18 protein-coding genes are annotated in these 21,201 nt (G+C 63.8%); 15 read left to right on the top strand and 3 right to left on the bottom strand.

The features are described from left to right. Positions 1–25: 25 nt before the first annotated feature. Together leuS and NKI24_RS25535 are read left to right on the top strand one after the other, a co-directional pair. Positions 26–2,650 carry a leucine--tRNA ligase gene (gene leuS, locus NKI24_RS25540; protein ID WP_352742889.1) on the top strand — a complete coding sequence of 875 codons (2,625 nt, stop codon included), beginning with the start codon at positions 26–28 and terminating at the stop codon, positions 2,648–2,650. Continuing rightward, complete coding sequence (locus NKI24_RS25535) at positions 2,637–3,218, top strand: LPS assembly lipoprotein LptE (protein ID WP_352749361.1); 582 nt, start codon at positions 2,637–2,639, stop codon at positions 3,216–3,218. Before leuS ends, NKI24_RS25535 begins: the two co-directional genes overlap by 14 nt. Positions 3,219–3,290: 72 nt before the next feature. Here NKI24_RS25535 and fsa read toward each other — a convergent pair whose 3' ends face one another. Beyond that, positions 3,291–3,944, bottom strand: coding sequence for a fructose-6-phosphate aldolase (fsa, locus tag NKI24_RS25530; RefSeq protein WP_023678103.1), 654 nt, complete (start codon positions 3,942–3,944; stop codon positions 3,291–3,293). A gap of 90 nt (positions 3,945–4,034) precedes the next feature. On the opposite strand from fsa, the gene NKI24_RS25525 reads away from it, so the two are divergent. From NKI24_RS25525 to lepB, 8 genes are all read left to right on the top strand, one after another. Continuing rightward, positions 4,035–6,218, top strand: coding sequence for a primosomal protein N' (locus tag NKI24_RS25525; RefSeq protein ID WP_352749359.1), 2,184 nt, complete (start codon positions 4,035–4,037; stop codon positions 6,216–6,218). Between the two features lie 108 nt (positions 6,219–6,326). Further along, on the top strand, positions 6,327–6,722 hold the full coding sequence (locus NKI24_RS25520; protein ID WP_023719708.1) for an AGROH133_08824 family phage infection protein: 396 nt from the start codon (positions 6,327–6,329) through the stop codon (positions 6,720–6,722). Between the two features lie 246 nt (positions 6,723–6,968). After that, the gene (locus NKI24_RS25515; RefSeq protein WP_352749357.1) at positions 6,969–7,529 is read left to right on the top strand and encodes a F0F1 ATP synthase subunit delta; all 561 of its coding nucleotides are present in this window, start codon (positions 6,969–6,971) and stop codon (positions 7,527–7,529) included. After that, on the top strand, positions 7,529–9,058 hold the full coding sequence (gene atpA / locus NKI24_RS25510; protein WP_352749354.1) for a F0F1 ATP synthase subunit alpha: 1,530 nt from the start codon (positions 7,529–7,531) through the stop codon (positions 9,056–9,058). The genes NKI24_RS25515 and atpA overlap by 1 nt, the downstream gene beginning before the upstream one ends. Positions 9,059–9,086: 28 nt before the next feature. Beyond that, complete coding sequence (locus NKI24_RS25505; RefSeq protein WP_352681769.1) at positions 9,087–9,971, top strand: F0F1 ATP synthase subunit gamma; 885 nt, start codon at positions 9,087–9,089, stop codon at positions 9,969–9,971. 67 nt (positions 9,972–10,038) lie between these two features. Then, on the top strand, positions 10,039–11,604 hold the full coding sequence (gene atpD, locus NKI24_RS25500) for a F0F1 ATP synthase subunit beta (protein WP_352749350.1): 1,566 nt from the start codon (positions 10,039–10,041) through the stop codon (positions 11,602–11,604). 118 nt (positions 11,605–11,722) lie between these two features. After that, positions 11,723–12,130, top strand: coding sequence for a F0F1 ATP synthase subunit epsilon (locus NKI24_RS25495; protein WP_023678096.1), 408 nt, complete (start codon positions 11,723–11,725; stop codon positions 12,128–12,130). Between the two features lie 90 nt (positions 12,131–12,220). Continuing rightward, positions 12,221–13,198 (top strand): signal peptidase I, encoded by a 978-nt coding sequence (gene lepB / locus NKI24_RS25490; protein ID WP_352749347.1) that lies wholly within the window; start codon positions 12,221–12,223, stop codon positions 13,196–13,198. Position 13,199: 1 nt separating this feature from the next. Here the strand turns inward: lepB and uxuA are convergent, their stop codons facing one another. Continuing rightward, positions 13,200–14,378: a mannonate dehydratase gene (gene uxuA, locus NKI24_RS25485; RefSeq protein WP_352450896.1), complete on the bottom strand. Its 1,179-nt coding sequence runs from the start codon at positions 14,376–14,378 to the stop codon at positions 13,200–13,202. Then, a complete protein-coding gene (locus tag NKI24_RS25480) occupies positions 14,375–15,901 on the bottom strand; it encodes a mannitol dehydrogenase family protein (RefSeq protein ID WP_352450895.1) in 1,527 nt (508 codons plus the stop codon). The genes uxuA and NKI24_RS25480 overlap by 4 nt, the downstream gene beginning before the upstream one ends. A gap of 172 nt (positions 15,902–16,073) precedes the next feature. Here NKI24_RS25480 and uxaC point away from each other — a divergent pair, with 172 nt between their 5' ends. From uxaC to NKI24_RS25455, 5 genes are all read left to right on the top strand, one after another. Continuing rightward, positions 16,074–17,483 (top strand): glucuronate isomerase, encoded by a 1,410-nt coding sequence (uxaC, locus tag NKI24_RS25475; protein WP_352749343.1) that lies wholly within the window; start codon positions 16,074–16,076, stop codon positions 17,481–17,483. Between the two features lie 37 nt (positions 17,484–17,520). Further along, positions 17,521–18,498: a TRAP transporter substrate-binding protein gene (locus tag NKI24_RS25470; protein WP_352749340.1), complete on the top strand. Its 978-nt coding sequence runs from the start codon at positions 17,521–17,523 to the stop codon at positions 18,496–18,498. 103 nt (positions 18,499–18,601) lie between these two features. Beyond that, the gene (locus NKI24_RS25465) at positions 18,602–19,129 is read left to right on the top strand and encodes a TRAP transporter small permease (protein ID WP_023719697.1); all 528 of its coding nucleotides are present in this window, start codon (positions 18,602–18,604) and stop codon (positions 19,127–19,129) included. A 4-nt stretch (positions 19,130–19,133) separates the two neighbouring features. Continuing rightward, positions 19,134–20,414, top strand: a complete 1,281-nt coding sequence (locus NKI24_RS25460; protein ID WP_023678089.1) for a TRAP transporter large permease — start codon at positions 19,134–19,136, stop codon at positions 20,412–20,414. A gap of 10 nt (positions 20,415–20,424) precedes the next feature. Next, the gene (locus NKI24_RS25455; protein ID WP_352613286.1) at positions 20,425–21,201 is read left to right on the top strand and encodes a FadR/GntR family transcriptional regulator; all 777 of its coding nucleotides are present in this window, start codon (positions 20,425–20,427) and stop codon (positions 21,199–21,201) included.

The raw sequence follows: 21,201 nt of genomic DNA, 5'->3' as shown, positions 1-21,201 counted from the left end.
CATGCTTTTAAGTGAAAAACACCCGATGGCAACCGAACGATACAATCCGCGCGCGTCAGAGCCCAAATGGCAGAAGGCCTGGGACGCCAAGAAGCTGTTCGAAGCCGACAATGACGACCCGCGCCCGAAATACTACGTGCTGGAGATGTTCCCGTATCCGTCGGGGCGCATCCATATCGGCCATACCCGCAACTATACGATGGGCGACGTGGTGGCGCGCTACAAGCGGGCCAAGGGTTTCAACGTGCTGCACCCGATGGGCTGGGACGCCTTTGGCATGCCAGCCGAAAACGCGGCGATGCAGAACAAGGTCCATCCCAAGGACTGGACCTATCAGAACATTGCCGCCATGCGCGAGCAGCTCAAGGTCATGGGCCTGTCGCTCGATTGGGCGCGCGAGTTCGCCACCTGCGATGTCGACTACTATCACCGCCAGCAGATGCTGTTCCTCGATTTCGTCGAGAAGGGGCTGGTGACGCGCAAATCCTCCAAGGTCAACTGGGATCCGGAGGACATGACGGTGCTTGCCAACGAGCAGGTCATCGACGGACGCGGCTGGCGCTCAGGCGCGCTGGTGGAACAGCGCGAGCTGACGCAGTGGTTCTTCAAGATCACCGATTACGCGCAGGATCTGCTGGATTCGCTCGATCAGCTCGACGACTGGCCGGAAAAAGTAAAGCTGATGCAGGCGAACTGGATCGGCCGTTCGGAAGGGCTGCTGATCCGCTGGCCGCTGGCCAAGACAGTCGGCGGCGAGCATGAGCTCGAAGTCTATACGACCAGGCCCGACACCATCTTCGGCGCGTCCTTCATGGCGATTGCGGCCGACCATCCGCTGGCCAAAAAGGCCGCCGAGGACAATCCGGCGGTGGCAAAGTTCATCGACGAAGTCCGCCATATGGGCACTTCGGTGGCGGCATTGGAGACGGCCGAGAAGAAGGGTTTCGATACCGGCATTCGCGTCGTCCATCCGTTCGACGAGAGGTGGACGCTACCCGTCTACGTCGCCAATTTCGTGCTGATGGACTATGGCACCGGCGCCATCTTCGGCTGCCCGGCACATGACCAGCGCGACCTCGACTTCGCCAACAGATACGGCCTTCCGGTCATCCCGGTGGTGATGCCGGAAGGCGAGAATCAAGGAAGCTTCCAGGTCATCGACGAGGCTTATGTCGATGATGGCGCGATGATCAATTCGCGCTTCCTCGACGGCATGAAGCCGGATCAGGCATTCGACGAGGTGGCAAAGCTGCTGGAACAAAGGACCATCGGCAACCGGCCGATGGCAGAGCGCAAGGTGAATTTCCGCCTGCGCGACTGGGGCATTTCGCGCCAGCGCTATTGGGGCTGCCCGATCCCGATGATCCATTGCGAGGATTGCGGCGTGGTGCCGGTGCCGAAGGCCGACCTGCCGGTCAAGCTGCCGGACGACATCGAGTTCGACCGGCCGGGCAATCCGCTCGATCGCCATCCGACATGGCGGCACGTCAAATGCCCGCGTTGCGGCAAGGATGCGCGGCGCGAAACCGACACGATGGACACATTTGTCGATTCTTCGTGGTATTTCGCGCGCTTCACGGCGCCGTGGGCAAACAATCCGACCGACCCCGAGGCCGCGACTGAATGGCTGCCGGTCGACCAGTATATTGGCGGTATTGAGCATGCGATCCTGCATTTGCTCTATTCGCGCTTTTTCACCCGCGCCATGCGCGAGACCGGCCATGTCGATCTCGCCGAGCCGTTCAGGGGCCTGTTCACGCAAGGCATGGTGGTGCACGAGACCTATCGGGTTGGCGGCGCCTCGAACGGCCGCTGGCTTGCGCCAAGCGAGGTCAGGCTGGAAGACGCCGACGGCAAGCGCCGCGCCTTCGAAATCGCCACCGGCGAAGAGGCGGTGATCGGTCCGCTCGAAAAAATGTCGAAGTCGAAGAAGAATACGGTGAGTCCGGAAGAGATCACCGACGGCTACGGCGCCGATACGGCGCGCTGGTTCATGCTGTCGGACTCGCCGCCCGAGCGCGATGTCGAATGGACCGACGAGGGTGCGGCCGGCGCGCATCGCTTCATCCAGCGCATCTGGCGCCTGGTGTCGACGGCTGCCGAATCGCTCGCCGGAGTCCGGCCAGAGGCGGCGAAGGACGGCGAGGCCGGGACAGTGTCCAAGGCCGCGCACAAGATCCTGAAGTCGGTCGGCGAGGATATCGAAAAGCTCGCCTTCAACCGCGCCATCGCCCGCGTCTACGAGCTCGCCAATGCCTTGACCGTGCCGCTCAACGAGGCGGCAGAGGGCAAAGCCGGTCCGGCGCTGCAAGCGGCCTGCCGTGAGGCCGTCGAGATCCTGGTGCACCTGATCGCGCCGGTCATGCCGCATCTGGCCGAGGAGTGCTGGCAGACGCTCGGCGGCACCGACCTTGTCGCCGAACGGCCCTGGCCGGACTACGATGCCTCGCTTGTCGTCGACGCCGAGATCGTGCTGCCGGTCCAGGTCAACGGCAAGAAACGCGGCGATTTGACAATTGCCCGTGACGCGGACCAAGGTGCGGTCGAAAAAGCGGTTCTGGCTCTCGACTTCGTGCAGAAAGCGCTCGAAGGTAAGGCGCCGCGCAAGGTGATCATCGTGCCGCAGAGGATCGTCAATGTCGTTGCCTGAGCCGCGAAAGACAGAGCTGACGCTGCGCCGTATCGTGCTTTGCGGGCTGCTCGCCTCGGTGGCGCTGGTTTCCGCCTGCACGGTCCGGCCGCTCTATTCGAGCGCGCCGCTGATCGCCGGCTCGCAGGTCGGCGCCGTTGCCGAGCTGGCATCGATCTCGGTCAAGCCGGTCAAGACCCGCTACGCCCAGCAGGTCCGCAACAATTTGATCTTCGCGCTCGGCCAGGGCGCCGGCGAGCCGGCTTCGCCGGTCTATTCGCTTGATCTCGGCGTCTCCGAACTCGTCGAATCGGCGGCAATCGAGCAGGTCACGACCGACGAAGACGAGCCGACCGCCGGCACTGTAACGCTGACCGCCAACTATGTGCTCAGCGATGCCAAGACGGGCACGGTCATAGCGAGGGGCAAGCGCTCGATTCCGTCGTCATACGACAGGCCGCGCCAGGAATTCGCGTCATACCGGGCCCAGATCGACGCCGAGAACCGTGCGGCGCGCGAGCTGGCAGATGTGCTGCGGCTGTCGATCGCCCAGGATCTGATCAAGCACGGCAAGCCGGCGGCAAGCTAGGTCTTTCCGGAGTGCGCAATCTGCAAAAAAAGGCCGATTGCTCGGCCTTTTTTTGTTCGTAGGATAGTCGCTTCAGCCGATCTTCTGCCCGGTCTTTGCCCAGTCGGCGAGGAACAGTTCCAGGCCCTTGTCGGTCAGCGGGTGTTTGACCAGTGCCTTGAGCGTCGCCGGCGGCGCGGTGATGACATCGGCACCGATCAGCGCCGCCTGCTTGACATGGTTCACGGTGCGCACAGAAGCGGTCAGGATCTCGGTCTGGAAGTCATAATTGTCGTAGATGGTGCGGATATCGGCAATCAGCTCCATGCCGTCCCAGCCGCTGTCGTCGATGCGGCCGACGAAGGGCGAGATGAAGGAGGCGCCGGCCTTGGCGGCGAGCAGCGCCTGGGTGGCCGAGAAGCACAGCGTGACGTTGACCATGCGGCCGTCCGACCGGATGTCCTTGCAGGCTCGCAGGCCGTCGAGCGTCAGCGGCACCTTGATGCAGACATTGTCGGCGATCCTGGCCAGGATCTTGGCCTCCGCCATCATGTCCTTGTATTCGGTGGCGACGACTTCGGCCGAGACCGGGCCCTTGACGATCTCGCAGATCTCTCTTGTGACGTCGGCGATCTTGCCGCCGGATTTCAGGATCAGCGACGGATTGGTGGTTACGCCGTCGAGCAGCCCCAAATCGTTCAGCTCGCGGATTTCCTTGACATCGGCGGTGTCGACAAAAAATTTCATGGCGGTCTCCTGAAGATTTTTCATGTGCACGTCATGCACATTCGGGGTCGGACTTTGATCTAGACCAAAGTCGGGGCAAGGTCACGCCTCATGATCGAAGATTCGCCCTTTGTCGCGGCCGCACCGGTGCTGGTGCCGATGCCCGCCGAGCGCCCCTACACCTATGCCGTGCCGGCTGGCATGCGCGTGGTGCCGGGCTCGATCGTGCGCGTTCCGCTTGGGCCCCGCCAGGTCGCCGGCATCGTCTGGGACGGCGCCGTCGAAAAGGTCGACGCGAAGAAATTGCGGCCGATCGAGCAGGTTTTCGACTGCCCGCCGATCGACCGCGCGATGCGGCGTTTTGTCGATTGGGTGGCGCAGTACACGCTGTCGCCGCCCGGCATGGTGGCGCGCATGCTGCTCAGGGCGCCGGAGGCGTTCGACCCGGAGCCGTGGATCGAAGGGCTGCAGCGCACCTTCGCCAAGCCCGACCGGATGACGGAGGCGAGGACGCGCGTGCTGGAGACGGCCGAAGGCGGACTTGCCTGGACGCGATCCGGCCTGGCGCATGCGGCAGGCGTGTCGTCGACGGTGGTGGACGGGCTGCGGGCGCAGGGCGTATTCGAGACGGTGATGATCCCGCCGCGGCCGGTGGTCGCAGCACCCGATCCCGGCTACGCCGTGCCTTCACTGATGCCGGACCAGAGCGAAGCAGCCGAGATGCTGCGCACCAACGTCGCGACCGGCACATTCGGCGTCACCCTGCTCGATGGTGTAACCGGATCCGGCAAGACGGAGGTCTATTTCGAGGCGGTTGCGGCCGCGCTCGATCGCGGCAAGCAGGTGCTGATCCTGCTGCCGGAAATTTCGCTGACCCACGCTTTTCTCGAACGCTTCCAGGAGCGGTTCGGTGCCAAGCCGGCGGAATGGCACTCGGATCTGCCGCCAAGGATGCGCGAAAAGGTCTGGCGGCAGGTAGCGGAAGGCGGCGTGCGGGTCGTCGCCGGCGCGCGCTCGGCGCTGTTCCTGCCGTTCAGGGAGCTTGGATTGATCGTCGTCGACGAAGAGCACGATCCCGCCTACAAGCAGGAGGATCGCGTCTTTTACAACGCGCGCGACATGGCCGTGGTGCGCGGCCATATCGGCGGCTTTCCGGTCGTGCTCGCCTCGGCGACACCGTCGGTCGAAAGCCGGGTCAATGCCAGCCAGGGCCGCTACAGCAGGGCGGTGCTTTCGGCGCGCTTTGCCGAGGCGGCACTTCCCGATCTCAAGACGATCGACATGCGCCGCGCGCCGCCGGCACGCGGCGGTTTCCTGTCGCCGGTGCTGCTCGGCCATATGCGGCAGACGCTGGAAAGAAAGGAACAGTCGCTGCTGTTCCTCAACAGGCGCGGTTATGCGCCGCTGACGCTCTGCCGGGTCTGCGGCCACCGCTTTGGCTGTCCGGTCTGCTCGGCCTGGCTGGTCGAGCACCGCTTTCGCGGCCAGCTCGTCTGCCACCACTGCGGGCACAATGAACGCCGGCCCGAAGCCTGTCCGGAATGCGGCACGCTCGATCATCTGGTCGCCTGCGGGCCGGGCGTCGAGCGCATCGCCGAGGAGGTCGTCGCGCATTTCCCCGATGCCCGCACCATCGTCTTGTCGTCCGACCTGATGGGCGGCGTGCGGCGGCTGCGGCTCGAGCTTGAAGCCATCGCCAACGGCGAGGCCGACATCGTTATCGGCACGCAACTCGTAGCCAAGGGCCATAATTTCCCCAACATGACGCTGGTCGGTGTGGTCGATGCCGATCTCGGCCTTGCCAATGGCGACCCGCGCGCCGCCGAGCGCACCTTCCAACTGCTCAGCCAGGTGACCGGCCGCGCCGGCCGCACCGGCAAGACAAGCCTCGGCCTGCTGCAGACCTTCCAACCCGACCACCCGGTGATGCGCGCGATCGTCTCAGGCGATGCCGAGGCCTTCTACGAGCGCGAGATCGCCGAGCGTGAGCGGGCGGCGCTGCCGCCCTTCGGCAGGCTCGCCGGCGTCATCGTCAGCGCGGCGACACGGGCCGAAGCCGAAGGGCACGCCCGTGGCCTGCGTCGCGCCGCGCCGCAAGCCACCGACCTGTTCGTGCTCGGCCCGGCCGAGGCGCCGCTGTCATTGATCGGCGGCCGCCATCGCTTTCGCCTGCTGATCCAGGGCGAACGGCGCGCCGACATGCAAGGGTTCATTCGCACCATGCTGGCCGAGGGGCCGAAGATAAGGGGCTCGGTGCGAGTCCAGGTCGACATCGACCCGCAGAGCTTCTTGTGAAGGGGCTCAGAGGACAGGCTTCCGCAAATTGCCGATGCCCATCTGGCGTATGTCTCTTGCTTCGCTAGAATGCCGGAAATTTCGACTATGCATTTAAGAGGGGACAAGATGGAATTTGCGTTTCCGTGGCCGATGAGCCAGGGCGAGTGGCTGGCGTGGTCGAGCGCGGTCGCGACCCTATTGCTCGGCCTATTGCTATTCCTGGCGCCACAGCTGGCATTCCGCATCCTGCGGCTGCAGGTCAGACCGGAGAAGGCAGCGGCGATCGCCGAGGGGCGCGGCCGGATGTCGGGCTTCTATCTCGGCGTCAGCCTGTGCTGCATCCTCCTGGCGCAGCCGCTGCTCTATATGGCGCTCGGCTTCTCCTGGCTGTTCACCGCCTTCGGCCGGCTGCTGTCGATGATGTCGGACGGCGCCAACACGCCGTTCAACTGGGCTTCCATTGTCGTCGAACTGGTGCTGGCGGCGCTGCCGCTTGCCTTCGCCTTCGGCTTTTTGCCCTGAATCAGGGATCAATCCGGGGTTGGTTGCTGAACTCGCCCGGCGGATGCGACAATAGTGCCTGAAAACCATGCCGGACGACGCATTGCGGTCTGAAAATGCCTGTGCTAGACGGCAATCGACTTTCGACCGGGGATAGCGGAAGCCGCGCCTCCGTGCTTGGAAAAATGCAGTAAGGTCAAAGATTTAGCCAGAGTTTTTGCTCGCGCCAACAATCTGCGGCCTGTCAGACAAGAGAAAAGACGGTCCGTGGCCCAATCGTCATCGCCAATCTCAGGTGTCGCAGAACGCTATGCGGGTTCGCTGTTCGAACTCGCGCTGCAGACCAATTCGGTCGCCAGCGTCGAGGCCGACCTCAACAGGTTCGAAACGATGCTCGAAGGCAGCGCTGACCTTTCGCGGCTGATCAGGAGCCCTGTCTTCTCCAGCGAGGACCAGGCCAAGGCGATCGCCGCGATCGCCGACAAAGCGGGGATCACCGGCCTCACCGGCAATTTCCTGCGCGTCGTTGCCCAGAATCGCCGGCTGTTTGCCGTGCCCGGCATGATCAAGGCGTTCCGCCAGATCGCCGCCGAACACCGCGGCGAGACCGCCGCCGAGGTCACCTCGGCGCATGCGCTGACGCCTGCCCAGGAAACCGAGCTGAAAGCAGCGCTGAAAAGCGTCGCCGGCAAGGACGTGGCGATCACGGTCACCGTCGATCCGTCGCTGCTCGGCGGACTGGTGGTCAAGATCGGCCCGCGCCAGATCGATACGTCGCTCAAAACCAAACTCAATTCGCTCAAGCTTGCACTGAAAGAGGTCGGCTGATGGACATCCGCGCCGCGGAAATTTCCGCAATTCTGAAAGACCAGATCAAGAATTTCGGCAAGGAGGCCGAGGTCTCCGAAGTCGGCCAGGTGCTGTCCGTCGGTGACGGTATCGCCCGCGTCTACGGCCTCGACAATGTCCAGGCCGGCGAGATGGTCGAGTTCCCCGGCGGCATCCGCGGCATGGCGCTCAACCTCGAAGCCGACAATGTCGGCGTTGTCATCTTCGGCGCCGACCGCGACATCAAGGAAGGCGACACCGTCAAGCGCACCGGCGCCATCGTCGATGCGCCCGTCGGCATGGGCCTGCTCGGCCGCGTCGTCGACGCGCTCGGCAACCCGATTGACGGCAAAGGCCCGATCCGGGCCACCGAACGCAAGCGCGTCGACGTCAAGGCGCCCGGCATCATCCCGCGCAAATCGGTGAACGAGCCGATGTCGACCGGCCTCAAGGCCATCGACGCGCTGATCCCGGTCGGCCGCGGCCAGCGCGAGCTGGTCATCGGCGACCGCCAGACCGGCAAGACCGCGATCATCCTCGACACCATGCTCAACCAGAAATCGGTGCACGACAACGGCCCTGAGAAGGAAAAGCTGTACTGCGTCTATGTCGCCGTCGGCCAGAAGCGCTCGACGGTGGCGCAGTTCGTCAAGGTCCTGGAAGAGCGCGGCGCGCTCGACTATTCGATCATCATCGCCGCGACCGCCTCCGATCCGGCGCCGATGCAGTTCCTGGCGCCGTTCACCGCCTGCACCATGGGCGAATATTTCCGTGACAACGGCATGCACGCGCTGATCAGCTACGACGACCTGTCGAAGCAGGCCGTCGCCTATCGCCAGATGTCGCTGCTGCTGCGCCGTCCGCCCGGCCGCGAAGCCTATCCGGGCGACGTCTTCTACCTGCACTCGCGCCTGCTCGAGCGCGCCGCCAAGCTCAATGACGAAAATGGCGGCGGGTCGCTGACGGCGCTGCCGATCATCGAAACGCAGGCCAACGACGTTTCGGCCTATATCCCGACCAACGTCATCTCGATCACCGACGGCCAGATCTTCCTGGAAACCAATCTGTTCTTCCAGGGCGTGCGCCCGGCGGTCAATGTCGGCCTGTCGGTGTCGCGCGTCGGCTCCTCGGCGCAGATCAAGGCGATGAAGCAGGTTGCCGGGTCAATCAAGGGCGAGCTCGCGCAGTACCGCGAAATGGCTGCTTTCGCGCAGTTCGGCTCCGACCTCGATGCCGCCACGCAACGCCTGCTCAACCGCGGCTCGCGTCTGACCGAGCTGTTGAAGCAGCCGCAATTCTCGCCTCTCAAAGTCGAGGAGCAGGTCGCGGTGATCTTCGCCGGCGTCAACGGCTATCTCGACAAGCTGGCGGTCAACCAGGTCGGCAAGTTCGAGCATGGTCTGTTGTCGCATATGCGCTCGGCCGGCAAGGACGTGCTCGACGGCATTCGCAAGGAGAAGGCGCTGTCCGACGATCTGCGCGCCAGGCTGAAGGCAGAAATCGACGCCTTCGCCAAGACCTTTGCTTGAGCAGGACGGACGGGATCAGGTTTGAAGCATGCCTTCGTTAAAAGACCTTCGTAACCGTATCGCCTCGGTCAAGGCGACGCAGAAGATCACCAAGGCGATGCAGATGGTCGCCGCGGCGAAGCTGCGTCGCGCGCAGGAAGCGGCGGAAGCGGCGCGTCCCTATTCGGAGCGCATGGGCGCGGTGCTGGCCAATATCACCCAGGCGATCGGCGGCGGCGGCGATGCCCCGGCGCTGATGACCGGCACCGGCAAGGACGACGTGCATCTGCTTGTCGTCTGCACGGCCGAACGCGGTCTGTGCGGCGGTTTCAATTCGCAGATCGCCCGCTTTGCCCGCGACCACATCCGCAAGCTTCTGGCCGACGGCAAGCAGGTCAAGATCATCTGCGTCGGCAAGAAGGGGTTCGACATATTGCGCCGCGACTACGGGGCGCTGATCATCGAGCGTGTCGACCTGCGCGAGGTCAAGACGCTGGGCTTCGTCAATGCCGATGCCATCGCCAAGAAGGTGATCCACCTGTTCAACGAAGGCGGCTTCGACATCTGCACGCTATTCTATTCGCAGTTCAAGTCGGTGATCAGCCAGATCCCGACGGCGCAGCAAATTGTCCCGGCGGGCGCGCCTGCGGCTGCCGCGGAAGTGAAGGACGGCGGCAGCGCCGTCTACGAATACGAGCCGGAGCCGGGCGAGATCCTCTCCGATCTCATCCCGCGCAACATTTCCGTGCAGGTTTTTCGCGCGCTGCTCGAGAATGCTGCCGGCGAGATGGGCGCCAAGATGAGCGCCATGGACAATGCGACGCGCAACGCCGGCGACATGATCAACAAATTGTCGATCACCTACAACCGCCAGCGGCAGGCGCAGATCACCAAGGAATTGATCGAAATCATTTCGGGCGCCGAGGCGCTCTAGGCACGCCCACAAGGAGGTCATCGACCTCAAGCGTGTGCGAAACAAAGAGACGAAAAGGGTAAAGACGATGGCGAAAGCAGCGACCCCCAAGACGGCAGCCCCTAAGGCCGCGGCACCAGCGAAGGCTTCGGCAGCAGCAAAGGCCGCTCCGGCCAAGAAGGCGGCAGCAACCAAGGCCGCCGCTGTGAATACGCCGGCCGCCACCATCAAGAAAACCGGCCTGGCAGGCAAGGTTCGCCAGGTCATCGGCGCCGTTGTCGACGTCCAGTTCGGCGAACATCTGCCGGCGATCCTGAACGCGCTTGAGACGATCAACGTCGGCAATCGCCTGGTGCTAGAGGTGGCTCAGCATCTGGGCGAAAACACCGTGCGCTGCATCGCCATGGACTCGACCGAAGGTCTGGTCCGCGGTCAGGACGTCTATGACACCGGTGCACCGATTACCGTGCCGGTCGGCCCGGGCATGCTCGGCCGCATCATCAACGTCATCGGCGAGCCGGTCGACGAGGCAGGCCCGGTCGACGGCATCGAGATGCGCTCGATCCACCAGCCGGCGCCGACCTATGTCGAGCAGTCGACGGAAGCGCAGATCCTGGTCACCGGCATCAAGGTGCTCGACCTGCTGGCCCCCTATGCCCGCGGCGGCAAGATCGGCCTGTTCGGCGGCGCCGGCGTCGGCAAAACGGTGCTGATCCAGGAACTGATCAACAACGTCGCCAAGGCGCATGGCGGCTTCTCGGTGTTCGCCGGCGTCGGCGAGCGGACCCGCGAAGGCAACGATCTCTATCACGAGTTCATCGAGTCCGGCGTCAACAAGAAGGGCGGCGGCGAAGGCTCCAAGGCGGCGCTCGTCTATGGCCAGATGAACGAGCCGCCGGGCGCCCGCGCCCGCGTCGGCCTGACCGGGCTGACGGTCGCCGAATATTTCCGCGACCAGGGCCAGGACGTGCTGTTCTTCGTGGACAACATCTTCCGCTTCACGCAGGCGGGCTCGGAAGTGTCGGCGCTGCTCGGCCGCATTCCTTCGGCCGTGGGCTACCAGCCGACGCTGGCGACCGACATGGGCGCGCTGCAGGAGCGTATTACCACGACGACCAAGGGCTCGATCACCTCGGTGCAGGCGATCTATGTGCCGGCCGACGATCTGACCGACCCGGCGCCGGCGACCTCGTTCGCCCACCTCGACGCGACGACCGTGCTCAACCGCGCGATTTCGGAGAAGGGCATCTATCCGGCGGTCGATCCGCTCGATTCGACTTCGCGCATGCTCGACCCGATGGTCGTCGGCGAAGAGCATTACCAGGTCGCGCGCCAGGTGCAGTCGATCCTTCAGCGCTATAAGTCGCTGCAGGATATCATCGCCATCCTAGGCATGGACGAGCTGTCGGAAGAGGACAAGCAGACGGTTGCCCGCGCCCGCAAGATCGAGCGCTTCCTGTCGCAGCCCTTCTTCGTCGCCGAAGTGTTCACCGGCGCGCCGGGCAAGCTGGTCGACCTCGCCGACACCATCAAGGGCTTCAAGGGCCTTTGCAACGGCGACTACGACCATCTGCCGGAGGCCGCCTTCTACATGGTCGGCGGCATCGAGGAAGCGGTCGAGAAGGCACAGCGCCTGGCCGCTGAAGCGGCCTGATGGTGAATGGTCAATAGTGAATTGTGAATGGGGAGTAGCGGATAGGAAATCGGGGCTGAGTGAAGGTCATTCTTTCTGACCGTTCACCATTCACCATTCACCAGTCGCTAAATTGATCATGCCTGAAGCTTTCAAATTCGAACTGGTCTCGCCGGAGCGCCTCTTGGTTTCCGAGCAGGTCGAATCCGTCGTCATTCCGGGCGCCGAAGGCGAAATGACTGTCATGGCGCATCACGCACCGGTCATGACCACAATCAAGCCGGGCGTAGTTACGCTGAAGACCGCGCAAGGCAAGGAAGAGCGCTATGTGGTGTTCGGCGGCTTTGCCGACATCGTTCCGGCCGGCTGCACGCTGCTCGCCGAATCGGCTGTGGCCGTCGGCGACATCGACCGCGCCGACCTTGCCCGCCGCATCCAGGAGGCAAGGGAAGACGCCGCCGACGCCAAGGACGACCAGACCCGCAGCAAGGCCGAGCAGTTCCTCAACCAGCTTACGACGCTTGAAGGTGCGCTGTTGCCGGCGTGAGTTCCGCTCAAATGACTAACTGAAAAAGCGGGCTTGCCCCGCTTTTTTGTTTGGTGGACAGTCTGGCTGCCTTGGCGTGGGGGTTGGCCGATGACAGAACAAGCAGTGCAACAAGAAACTATCTCGCGATCCAGATGGTCGACGGCCCTGGTTTCGGCCTTTGGCGGCCCGTTTGGCGGGTTCCTGTGGATCGGCAGTGGCAAACTGGCGGTCGCCAGCCTGGTGGTGATCAGCGTCGTCGTTTTCGCGCTTATTTACATTGGCTTTCCGGTATTGCCTGGCGTCGATCTTGCTTGGTGGGCCAATTTTTCAGGGATCGGTTTGATGGCCCTGTGGGCAGCGATCGTTGTTCCCTTCGCGCACCGGTTCAAGCCGGACAGATGGTACGCGCGTGGGCTTTCGGTGCTGGTGCTCGTCTTTCTGACCTCGTATCCGGCTGCATTCGCAATACGCGCATTCCTGCTCCAGCCTTTTTCGATTCCCTCCAGCAGCATGGTGCCGACGTTGCAGGAAGGCGACTATCTCTTCGTCTCCAAAATGGCATACGGCTACAGCCGCTACAGCGTGCCGTTCAACTTGCTTCCCGTTGATGGACGTATATTCGGCGCGGAACCCAAAAGGGGAGATGTGGTTGTCTTCAAGTTCCCGCCCGATCCGAGCGTGGACTACATCCAGCGGATCGTCGGCCTTCCCGGCGAGAAGATCCAGATCATCGACGGGGTGCTTCACATCAACGATGTCGCGGTGGGACTCGACGATATCGGCACTTTTTCGTCCGAAGAGTTCTCGAAAGCCAAACTTCAACGCGAAACCTTGCCGGGGGGTGTCACTCATTCCGTTCTCAACCTCACCGACAACTCGATCGGCGACAATACGCGCGTGTTTGAGGTGCCCGAAGGCCACTACTTCGTGCTTGGCGACAATCGCGACAATGCCTCCGACAGCCGGTTCAGTGTCGGGTTTGTTCCCTATGAAAATCTGGTCGGCAAGGCTGTACGGTTGTTCTGGAATTCCAAAGGCACCAATTATTCGTCTCGACAGACGCTGAACGGCCGGGCGAGCAAGTAACTCAGTCGGTCAGCGTCTCTACTGCGCGCATCACGCCGCGCAGTTCGGCAAGGCCCTTCAGGCGGCCGATGCAGGAATAGCCGGGGTTCACCTTCTTGCCGAGGTCGTCGACGATGGCATGGCCATGGTCCGGACGCATCGGCACCTGCCAGTCCGCCCTGCCTGCCGCCTTGCGCCGCCGCTCTTCGCCAATCAGCGCCGACACGACCGCCACCATGTCGGTGTCGCCGTCGAGGTGCTCGGCTTCGTGGAAGGAGCCGTCTGGCTCCTTGGTGACGTTGCGCAGATGGGCGAAATGGATGTTTTCGGCGAAGGCCTTGGCCATTGCCGGCAGATCGTTCTGCGCGCCCGCGCCGTACGAGCCGGTGCACAGCGTCAGCCCGTTGGCCGGCGAAGCGACCGCGTCGAGCAGCGCGCGGGCATCATTGGCGTTGGAAACGATGCGCGGCAGGCCGAACAGCGAAAAGGGCGGATCGTCGGGGTGGATCGCCATCCTGACGCTGGCCTCTTCGGCCACCGGCACGATCTCGCGCAGGAAGGCAAACAGGTTTTCGCGCAGGCCTTCGGTGGAGACGTCCTTGTAGAGGTCGAGGGCGCGGCGGAAGCTTGCCCGATCGAAGATGAATTCGCGCGCCGGGACCCAGCCGATCAGGTTGCGCTCCAGCCTTGCCTTGTCGCTGTCGCTCATCCCTTGCAGTCGCACACGCGCGGCCTCGATACGGGCCGGTGGGTGATCGGCCTCCGCCCCTTCTCGCTCAAGGATGAAGACGTCATAGGCGCAGAGCTCGACGACATCGAAGCGCAGCGCCGTGCCGCCATGCGGCATCGGGTAATCGAGGTCCGTCCGCGTCCAGTCGGTGATCGCCATGAAATTATAGCAGACGGTGTTGATACCGGCGGCGGCGACGGCGCGGATCGAGGCCTTGTAATTGTCGATCAGGCTGCGCCAGTCGCCGCTGCGGGTCTTGATGTCCTCGTGCACGACGATGCTCTCGACCACGTCCCAGGTCAGCCCTGCTGCCTCGATCTCGGCCTTGCGCCTGGCGATCTCGTCTGCCGGCCAGGCGCGGCCGTCGTTGAGGTGGTGCAGCGCGCTGACGATGCCGACGGCGCCGGCCTGACGGACATGGGCAAGCGTCACCGGATCGTCCGGCCCGAACCAGCGCCAGGTCTGTCTCATGGCTTCTCACTCCCTATGCCAAGCGCCGCCAAAGCTGCGGCAGTGCCGCCCCGCCGCAGGCGCTCGAGATGGGCTGCCGTCAGATCGATCAGTGTCATGCGGTGGGCATGGTCCTTGGCGAAGCCGGCGAGATCGAATATCGCTGTCACCGTTTCATCAGCCGGCCGGCTGCCGAGCGCCGTAAGCCGAGCGTCGATCGGGTCGGCAAAATGGGCTTCCGGCAAGGTTTTGCCGCGCGCCTCGCAAGCGGCGATCCAGGCCGCCACCACCAGCATGAGATGCGCGGGCGGGTCACCGGCGCCCAGTCGATCGAGGGCCGAGGCGACGATGCGCTGCGGCAGCTTCTGGCTGCCGTCATTGGCGATCTGCGCCGTGCGATGGGCGAGCGCGGTGTTCGAATAGCGTTCGGCGAGCTGGGCCGTGTAGCCGGCCGTATCGAGCCCGGCGTCCTGCGGCAGCGTCGGGATGGCCTCGGCCCATAGTCCGTCGACGAATTGCCGGATCGCCGGATTGGCAAAGGCGCGGTCGACCGTGTCGTAGCCGCTGAGCAGGCCGAGATAGGCGATTGCCGAATGCGAACCGTTGAGCAGCCGCAGCTTCATGTCCTCGAAGGGCCCGACGTCGCCGACCATGGTGACGCCGAACTTTTCCCAGGCCGGTCTGCCAGCCGGGAAATCGTTTTCGACCACCCATTGGCAGAACGGCTCGGTCATCACCGGCCAGGCATCCTCGACGCCGAGCTCGACGGCGATACGCGCCCGCTCGGCGTCGGTAGTCGCCGGCACGATACGGTCGACCATGCTCGACGGAAAGGCGACGCCGTCGGCAATGTGTGCGGCGAGCCTGGCATCGCCTGAAGTGGCGAGCCTGGCATCGCCTGAAGTGGCGAGCCTGGAATCGCGCAGTGCGGCGAATTCGACCAGCAGGCGGTGCAGCGTGGCGCCATTGGCCGGAAGGTTGTCGCAGCAGAGCACGGTGAAAGGCTGGATGCCGGCGGCACGGCGGCGCGACAGCGCCTCGGTCAGGAAACCATGCGCCGTCCGTGGCATTTGCGGGTTAGCCAAATCATGGGCGATGTCCGGATGGGTGCTGTCCAGACCGCCGCCGGCTGCTCTCAGATAAGCCTTTTCGGTGATCGTGAGCGTGACGATGCGGGTGCGCTGATCTGTCAGAGCGGCGAGCACCGCAGCCGGATCTTCCGGCGCCACCAGCAGCGACAGGATCGAACCGATGACGCGTAGCTCTTCGCCGATGCTGCTCCTGATCGCCAGCGCGTAGAGGCCATCCTGCGGCGCCAGTGCGTCGCGCGTGTCTGGACTGCGCAAGGACACGCCGACAATGCCCCAGTCCGCCTCGCCCGCCGCCAGGCAGTCGTCGACATAGGCCGCCTGGTGGGCGCGATGGAAGGCACCGACGCCGAGATGGACGATGCCAGGTGCGACGCCGCCGCGGTCGTAGCGCGGGGCCGCGACCGAAGCCGGCAGTGCCTTCAGCGTGCTGTTGGAAAGGCGTCTATTGGTCATTGCGCCACGTGTCTGATCGAGATTGTTGGGTCACTGCTGGCAGGCGGCGTAGCACCCGATGCCGTCACGCACAATGGGCAATGGCCGAAAAGTCATCATACAACAACCCAGTTTTTGTATGTTGACATTATTTCTTTTCAACCCTACCGATGTCCGGATTGGGAGGATTTGCGTGGCCGCATTGACGGATCCGGATTTGCTGTTTGCCGCCGAGGCGCGCCCGCTTTCGCTGGCCCGCGATCTCTACGCCACGGTCAAGGACCTGCCGATCGTCAGCCCGCACGGCCACACCGATCCGCGCTGGTATGCGCTCAACGAGGCGTTTCCCGATCCGGCGCAGTTGCTGATCGTGCCGGACCACTACATTTTCCGCATGCTGTTCAGCCAGGGCGTTCGGCTTGAGGAGCTTGGTGTGCCGACGCTTGACGGCTCGCCGGTTGAAACCGACGGCAGAACGATCTGGCGGTGCTTCGCCGAGCATTATTACCTGTTCCGCGGCACGCCGACCCGGCTGTGGTTCGACCATGTGCTTGCCCATCTGTTCGGCATCGACGAGCCGCTGACGGCCGCAACCGCCGACCGCCATTACGATATGATCTCGACCTTGCTGCAGTGGGAGAATTTTCGCCCGCGAGCGCTGTTCGAGCGCTTCAATATTGAAGTCATCGCAACGACCGAAGGCGCGCTCGACGATCTCAGATGGCACCAGATGATCCGCGACAGCGGCTGGGACGGCCGCGTCGTCACCGCCTATCGGCCGGATGCGATCGTCGATCCCGACTTCGAAGGGTTCTCGGCCAATCTCGACCGGCTTGGCGAGATCACCGGCTGCGACACCGGCAATTGGGCCGGCTATCTCGATGCGCATCGCCAGCGGCGCGCCTTCTTCAAGAGCTTTGGCGCGACTTCCTCCGATCACGGCCATTCGACGGCCGAAACCGCCAATCTCTCGGATGCCGCCGCGCAGGAGCTGTTCAACCGCATCCGCCGGGGCTCGGACGACGAGCGCGAGCGAAAGCTGTTCCGCGCCCAGATGCTGACCGAGATGGCCAAGATGAGCCGCGACGACGGGCTGGTCCTGCAGATCCATCCCGGCTCCTGGCGCAATCATTCGCCGGCTATCTTTCGGAAGTTCGGCAGGGACAAAGGCTTCGATATTCCGACGCGAACCGACTATGTGACGGCGCTGAAGCCGCTGCTCGACTGCGTCGGGCTGGAGCGCGACCTCACCATCATCCTCTTCACCCTCGACGAGACCAGCTATGCGCGCGAGCTGGCGCCGCTCGCCGGCGTCTACCCGGCATTGAAGCTCGGGCCGGCCTGGTGGTTCCACGACAGCCCCGAAGGCATGCGCAGGTTCCGTGAGATGACCACCGAAACCGCCGGTTTCTACAACACCGTCGGTTTCAACGACGATACCCGCGCCTTTCCATCCATACCGGCCCGCCATGATGTGGCGCGCCGGGTCGATTGCGCTTTTCTGGCGCGTCTCGTCGCCGAGCATCGGCTCGGCGAGGACGAGGCGCACGAGCTGGCGCAGGAACTTGCCTATACGCTCGCGAAAAAGGCGTACCGGCTCTAACGGCGCTTGCCGCCATCGTTCAAACGGGAGGAAACCAATGCTGCATTTTTCGAGACTGGCGGGGACTACGCTAGTTGCCGCCGCACTGCTGGCCGGAACGGCAAGCGCTCAGACGGTTCTGCGCTCGTCCGACACCCACCCGGACGGCTATCCGACGGTCGAGGCGGTCAAATATTTCGGCGAGCTGGTGAAGGAGCGCACGGCCGGCCGCTATGTGGTCGAGATCTATCCTTCCGCGCAACTTGGCGAGGAAAAGGACACGATCGAGCAGGTGCGCACCGGCGTGATCGATCTCAACCGCGTCTCGATGGCGCCGTTCAACGGGCTCATCCCGGAGACCACCGTGCCCTCGCTGCCCTACATCTTCCGTTCGGAAGAGCATATGCACAAGGTCATGGACGGGGCGATCGGCGACCAGATCGCGGCGGCGTTCGACCAGGTCGGGCTGGTGCTGCTCGCCTTTTACGACGGCGGCTCGCGCTCCTTCTATAATTCGAAGAAGCCGATCAACACTGTAGCCGATATGGCCGGCATGAAGTTCCGCGTCATCCAGTCCGACATCTTCGTCGACATGGTGGCGGCACTCGGCGCCAACGCGACGCCGATGCCGTATGGCGAGGTGTATTCGGCGATCGAGACCGGAGTCATCGACGGCGCGGAGAACAATTTTCCGAGCTACGACACCGCCAAGCATGCGGAAGTCGCCAAGTACTATTCGCTCGACGAGCACACGATGGTGCCGGAAGCCTTCGTCATGGCGAAGTCGAGCTGGGACAAGCTGACGCCGGAAGACCAGGCGATCTTCAAGGCGGCCGCCAAGGAAAGCGTCGCCAAGCAGCGCGAGCTGTGGACCGCCAAGGTCAAGGAATCGCGCGCCAAGGTCGAGGCGGCCGGTTCGCAGATCACGACGCCGGACAAGCAGCCCTTCATCGACGCGATGGGGCCGGTCTACGAGAAGCACGTCAAGGATGACAAGCTGAAGGCCATGGTCGAAGCCATCAAGGCCGTGCAGTGATCAAGCGGCGGCGCGGACATTCCGTGCCGCCATCCTCCTGGGGAGAAAACCGGTGACTTCCAGCCCAAGACCAACACCGCTCCTGTCCGGCGTCGCGCAAGTGATGTCGCGCGTCAGCACGGCGGCGCTGTCGATCGCCGGCATCGGGCTGGTGCTGATGACCGCCTTCGTCGCCTGGCAGGTGTTCGGCCGCTATGTTCTGAACCGCTCGCCGAGCTGGACCGAGCCGGGCTCGGTGATGCTGATGAGCTGGTTCATTTTCCTCGGCGCTGCCGTCGGTGTGCGCGAGAACTACCATCTTGGCTTCGACGTACTGCTCTACGTGCTGCCGAAAGGCGGCAAGCGCTGGCTGCGGATGATTTCGGATCTTGTCGCGCTCGCCTTCGGCATCGGCATGATCTGGTATGGCAGCCAGCTGGTCGCATTGACCTGGGGCTCCGTCTTGCCGTCACTCGGCATATCGGGGGGCTGGGACTATGTCCCGCTTGTCGCGGGAGGCGCGCTCATCGTGCTCTTCACGCTGGAGCGCATCGTGCTTCGCCTCTCCGGCGCGCCGATCGACGATGCCCTCGATGAACTGCCGCCGGCCGAAGTCGCGGCCGAACTCGACACCGCCAACGTGAAGGTCTGACGCCATGGAACTGTGGATTCTGTTCGGCGTCTTCACCCTGCTGATGCTTATCGGCACGCCGATCGCTTTCTGCCTGGGCGTCGCAAGCCTGGCCACCGTCCTCTATATGGGCCTGCCGCCGCTGATCGTGTTCCAGCGCCTGAATTCCGGCATGAGCGTCTTTTCGCTGCTGGCCATTCCGTTTTTCATCTACGCCGGCGACTTGATGGTGCGCGGCGGCATCGCCAGCAAGATCGTTGCCTTCGCTGGCTCGCTCGTCGGCCATTTGCGCGGCGGCCTCGGGCAGGTCAACATTGCAACCGCTACACTGTTCGGCGGCATTTCCGGCTCCGCGGTGGCGGAGGCAGCGGCGGTAGGCGGCCTGATGATCCCGCAAATGAAGGCGCGTGGCTATGGAGCGGACTACGCCGTCAACGTCACGTCGATGGCGGCACTGATCGCGCTGCTGCTGCCGCCGTCGCACAACATGATCATCTACTCGATCTCGGCAGGCGGAAAGATCTCCATCGCCGATCTGTTCACGGCCGGTATCATCCCGGGCCTGCTGCTGGCCCTGTCGCTGATGGTCACCGCCTATATCGTCGCGCGCTCCCGCGGCTATCCGACCGAGGCGTTTCCGGGCTTCACCGCAGTCGCGCATCTTTTCGCCGTCGCCGTGCCCGGCCTGCTGTTGATCGCGATCATCTTCGGCGGCGTGCGATCGGGCGTCTTCACCGCCACCGAGAGTTCCTGTATCGCCGTCATCTATGCGCTGCTCGTGACCGTCTTCGTTTACCGGCAGATGACCTGGGAAGGGTTCGTTCATGCCACCCATGGCGCCGTGCGCACCACGGCCATGGTGCTGCTCATCATCGGCATGGCGGCGGCGTTCTCGTGGCTGATGGCCTTCCTGAAAGTGCCGGCAGCGCTCATCGCCTCCATGAACGCGATCTCGGACGATCCGCTGGTCGTGCTTCTCCTGCTCAACCTCCTGATGCTGTTCCTCGGCACGTTCATGGACATGGGGCCAACGATCATCATTTGCACGCCTATCTTCCTGCCCGTGGCGCAGGCCTACGGCGTCGATCCGGTGCATTTCGGCGTCATCATGATCCTCAATTTCGGCATTGGGCTGAACACGCCGCCGGTGGGCGCAGTTCAGTTCGTGGCATGCGCAGTGGGCAAGATATCCGTCTGGGAATCGATGCGCTCGATCTGGCCGTTCTATGGCGCAGGCCTCGTGGTGCTGGCGCTCGTCACTTACATTCCGGCCATTTCGCTATGGCTGCCGAGCGTCTTCAAATAGGGGGTGCGACATGGCATCGGACACTGCCGTCGGGCTCCGCGTCGAACGAAGACCGAAGCTTTCGGAAACCGTCGTCGCGGCGATCCGCAAGCAGCTGCAGGCGGGCGAGATCCAGCCTGGGCAAAAGCTGCCGACCGAGGGCCAGCTGACGGAAACCTTCGGGGTCAGCCGCACCGTGATACGCGAGGCGCTGGCCAAGCTTGCCGCGGACGGCCTGGTCGAGCCGCGCCAAGGCGCCGGCGTTTTCGTCACCGAACATATCTCGACAGCGTTCGGTGCCCTGGCAGCGGAGATGGGCAGCAAGGATTCGATTGCCCTCAACGTGCTCGAAGTCAGGTTGGCGATCGAGATCGAATCCGCCGGGCTCGCCGCCATCCGGCGCAACGCCGCGCAGGAAGCGGCAATCCAGGAAGCCTTCTTCGAGTTCGAACGGCTGCTCCTCAACAGCGAGCCGACTGGACCGGCCGACCTTGCCTTCCACCGTGCAATCGCCAGCGCCACCAACAATCCGTTCTATGTCGAGATGCTCGACGTGCTCGGCCGCCGCGCCATTCCTTGCGACGTGACCTCGCCCTGGTCGACCGAGATCGCCCAATCGGACGCCTATCAGCGCGGCCTGCAGCGTGAGCATCTGGTAATCCTCAATGCTATCTCGTCAGGCGATGCCGAAGCGGCGCGGGAGGCGATGCGCGCGCATCTCGGTGCCAGCCAGCAGCGCTATCGCGAGCGCCTGCACGCGCGCCAGGTTTTTTATGCCGACTCGGTCAAGGCCGCGGCAACCGAATGA

The sequence above is a fragment of the Mesorhizobium sp. M0701 genome, assembly GCF_040320365.1.
Classification (GTDB): domain Bacteria; phylum Pseudomonadota; class Alphaproteobacteria; order Rhizobiales; family Rhizobiaceae; genus Mesorhizobium.
Note: the sequence above shows the minus strand (reverse complement) of the source record. Positions and strands in the feature narration are given on the sequence as shown.

Excerpts from the sequence above, each read along its gene's own strand:
- leuS (WP_352742889.1), top strand. The coding sequence starts at position 26 with ATGGCAACCGAACGATACAATCCGCGCGCGTCAGAGCCCAAATGGCAG.
- NKI24_RS25535 (WP_352749361.1), top strand. The coding sequence starts at position 2,637 with ATGTCGTTGCCTGAGCCGCGAAAGACAGAGCTGACGCTGCGCCGTATC.
- fsa (WP_023678103.1), bottom strand. The coding sequence starts at position 3,944 with ATGAAATTTTTTGTCGACACCGCCGATGTCAAGGAAATCCGCGAGCTG.
- NKI24_RS25525 (WP_352749359.1), top strand. The coding sequence starts at position 4,035 with ATGATCGAAGATTCGCCCTTTGTCGCGGCCGCACCGGTGCTGGTGCCG.
- NKI24_RS25520 (WP_023719708.1), top strand. The coding sequence starts at position 6,327 with ATGGAATTTGCGTTTCCGTGGCCGATGAGCCAGGGCGAGTGGCTGGCG.
- atpA (WP_352749354.1), top strand. The coding sequence starts at position 7,529 with ATGGACATCCGCGCCGCGGAAATTTCCGCAATTCTGAAAGACCAGATC.
- NKI24_RS25505 (WP_352681769.1), top strand. The coding sequence starts at position 9,087 with ATGCCTTCGTTAAAAGACCTTCGTAACCGTATCGCCTCGGTCAAGGCG.
- atpD (WP_352749350.1), top strand. The coding sequence starts at position 10,039 with ATGGCGAAAGCAGCGACCCCCAAGACGGCAGCCCCTAAGGCCGCGGCA.
- NKI24_RS25495 (WP_023678096.1), top strand. The coding sequence starts at position 11,723 with ATGCCTGAAGCTTTCAAATTCGAACTGGTCTCGCCGGAGCGCCTCTTG.
- lepB (WP_352749347.1), top strand. The coding sequence starts at position 12,221 with ATGACAGAACAAGCAGTGCAACAAGAAACTATCTCGCGATCCAGATGG.
- uxuA (WP_352450896.1), bottom strand. The coding sequence starts at position 14,378 with ATGAGACAGACCTGGCGCTGGTTCGGGCCGGACGATCCGGTGACGCTT.
- NKI24_RS25480 (WP_352450895.1), bottom strand. The coding sequence starts at position 15,901 with ATGACCAATAGACGCCTTTCCAACAGCACGCTGAAGGCACTGCCGGCT.
- NKI24_RS25470 (WP_352749340.1), top strand. The coding sequence starts at position 17,521 with ATGCTGCATTTTTCGAGACTGGCGGGGACTACGCTAGTTGCCGCCGCA.
- NKI24_RS25465 (WP_023719697.1), top strand. The coding sequence starts at position 18,602 with ATGTCGCGCGTCAGCACGGCGGCGCTGTCGATCGCCGGCATCGGGCTG.
- NKI24_RS25460 (WP_023678089.1), top strand. The coding sequence starts at position 19,134 with ATGGAACTGTGGATTCTGTTCGGCGTCTTCACCCTGCTGATGCTTATC.
- NKI24_RS25455 (WP_352613286.1), top strand. The coding sequence starts at position 20,425 with ATGGCATCGGACACTGCCGTCGGGCTCCGCGTCGAACGAAGACCGAAG.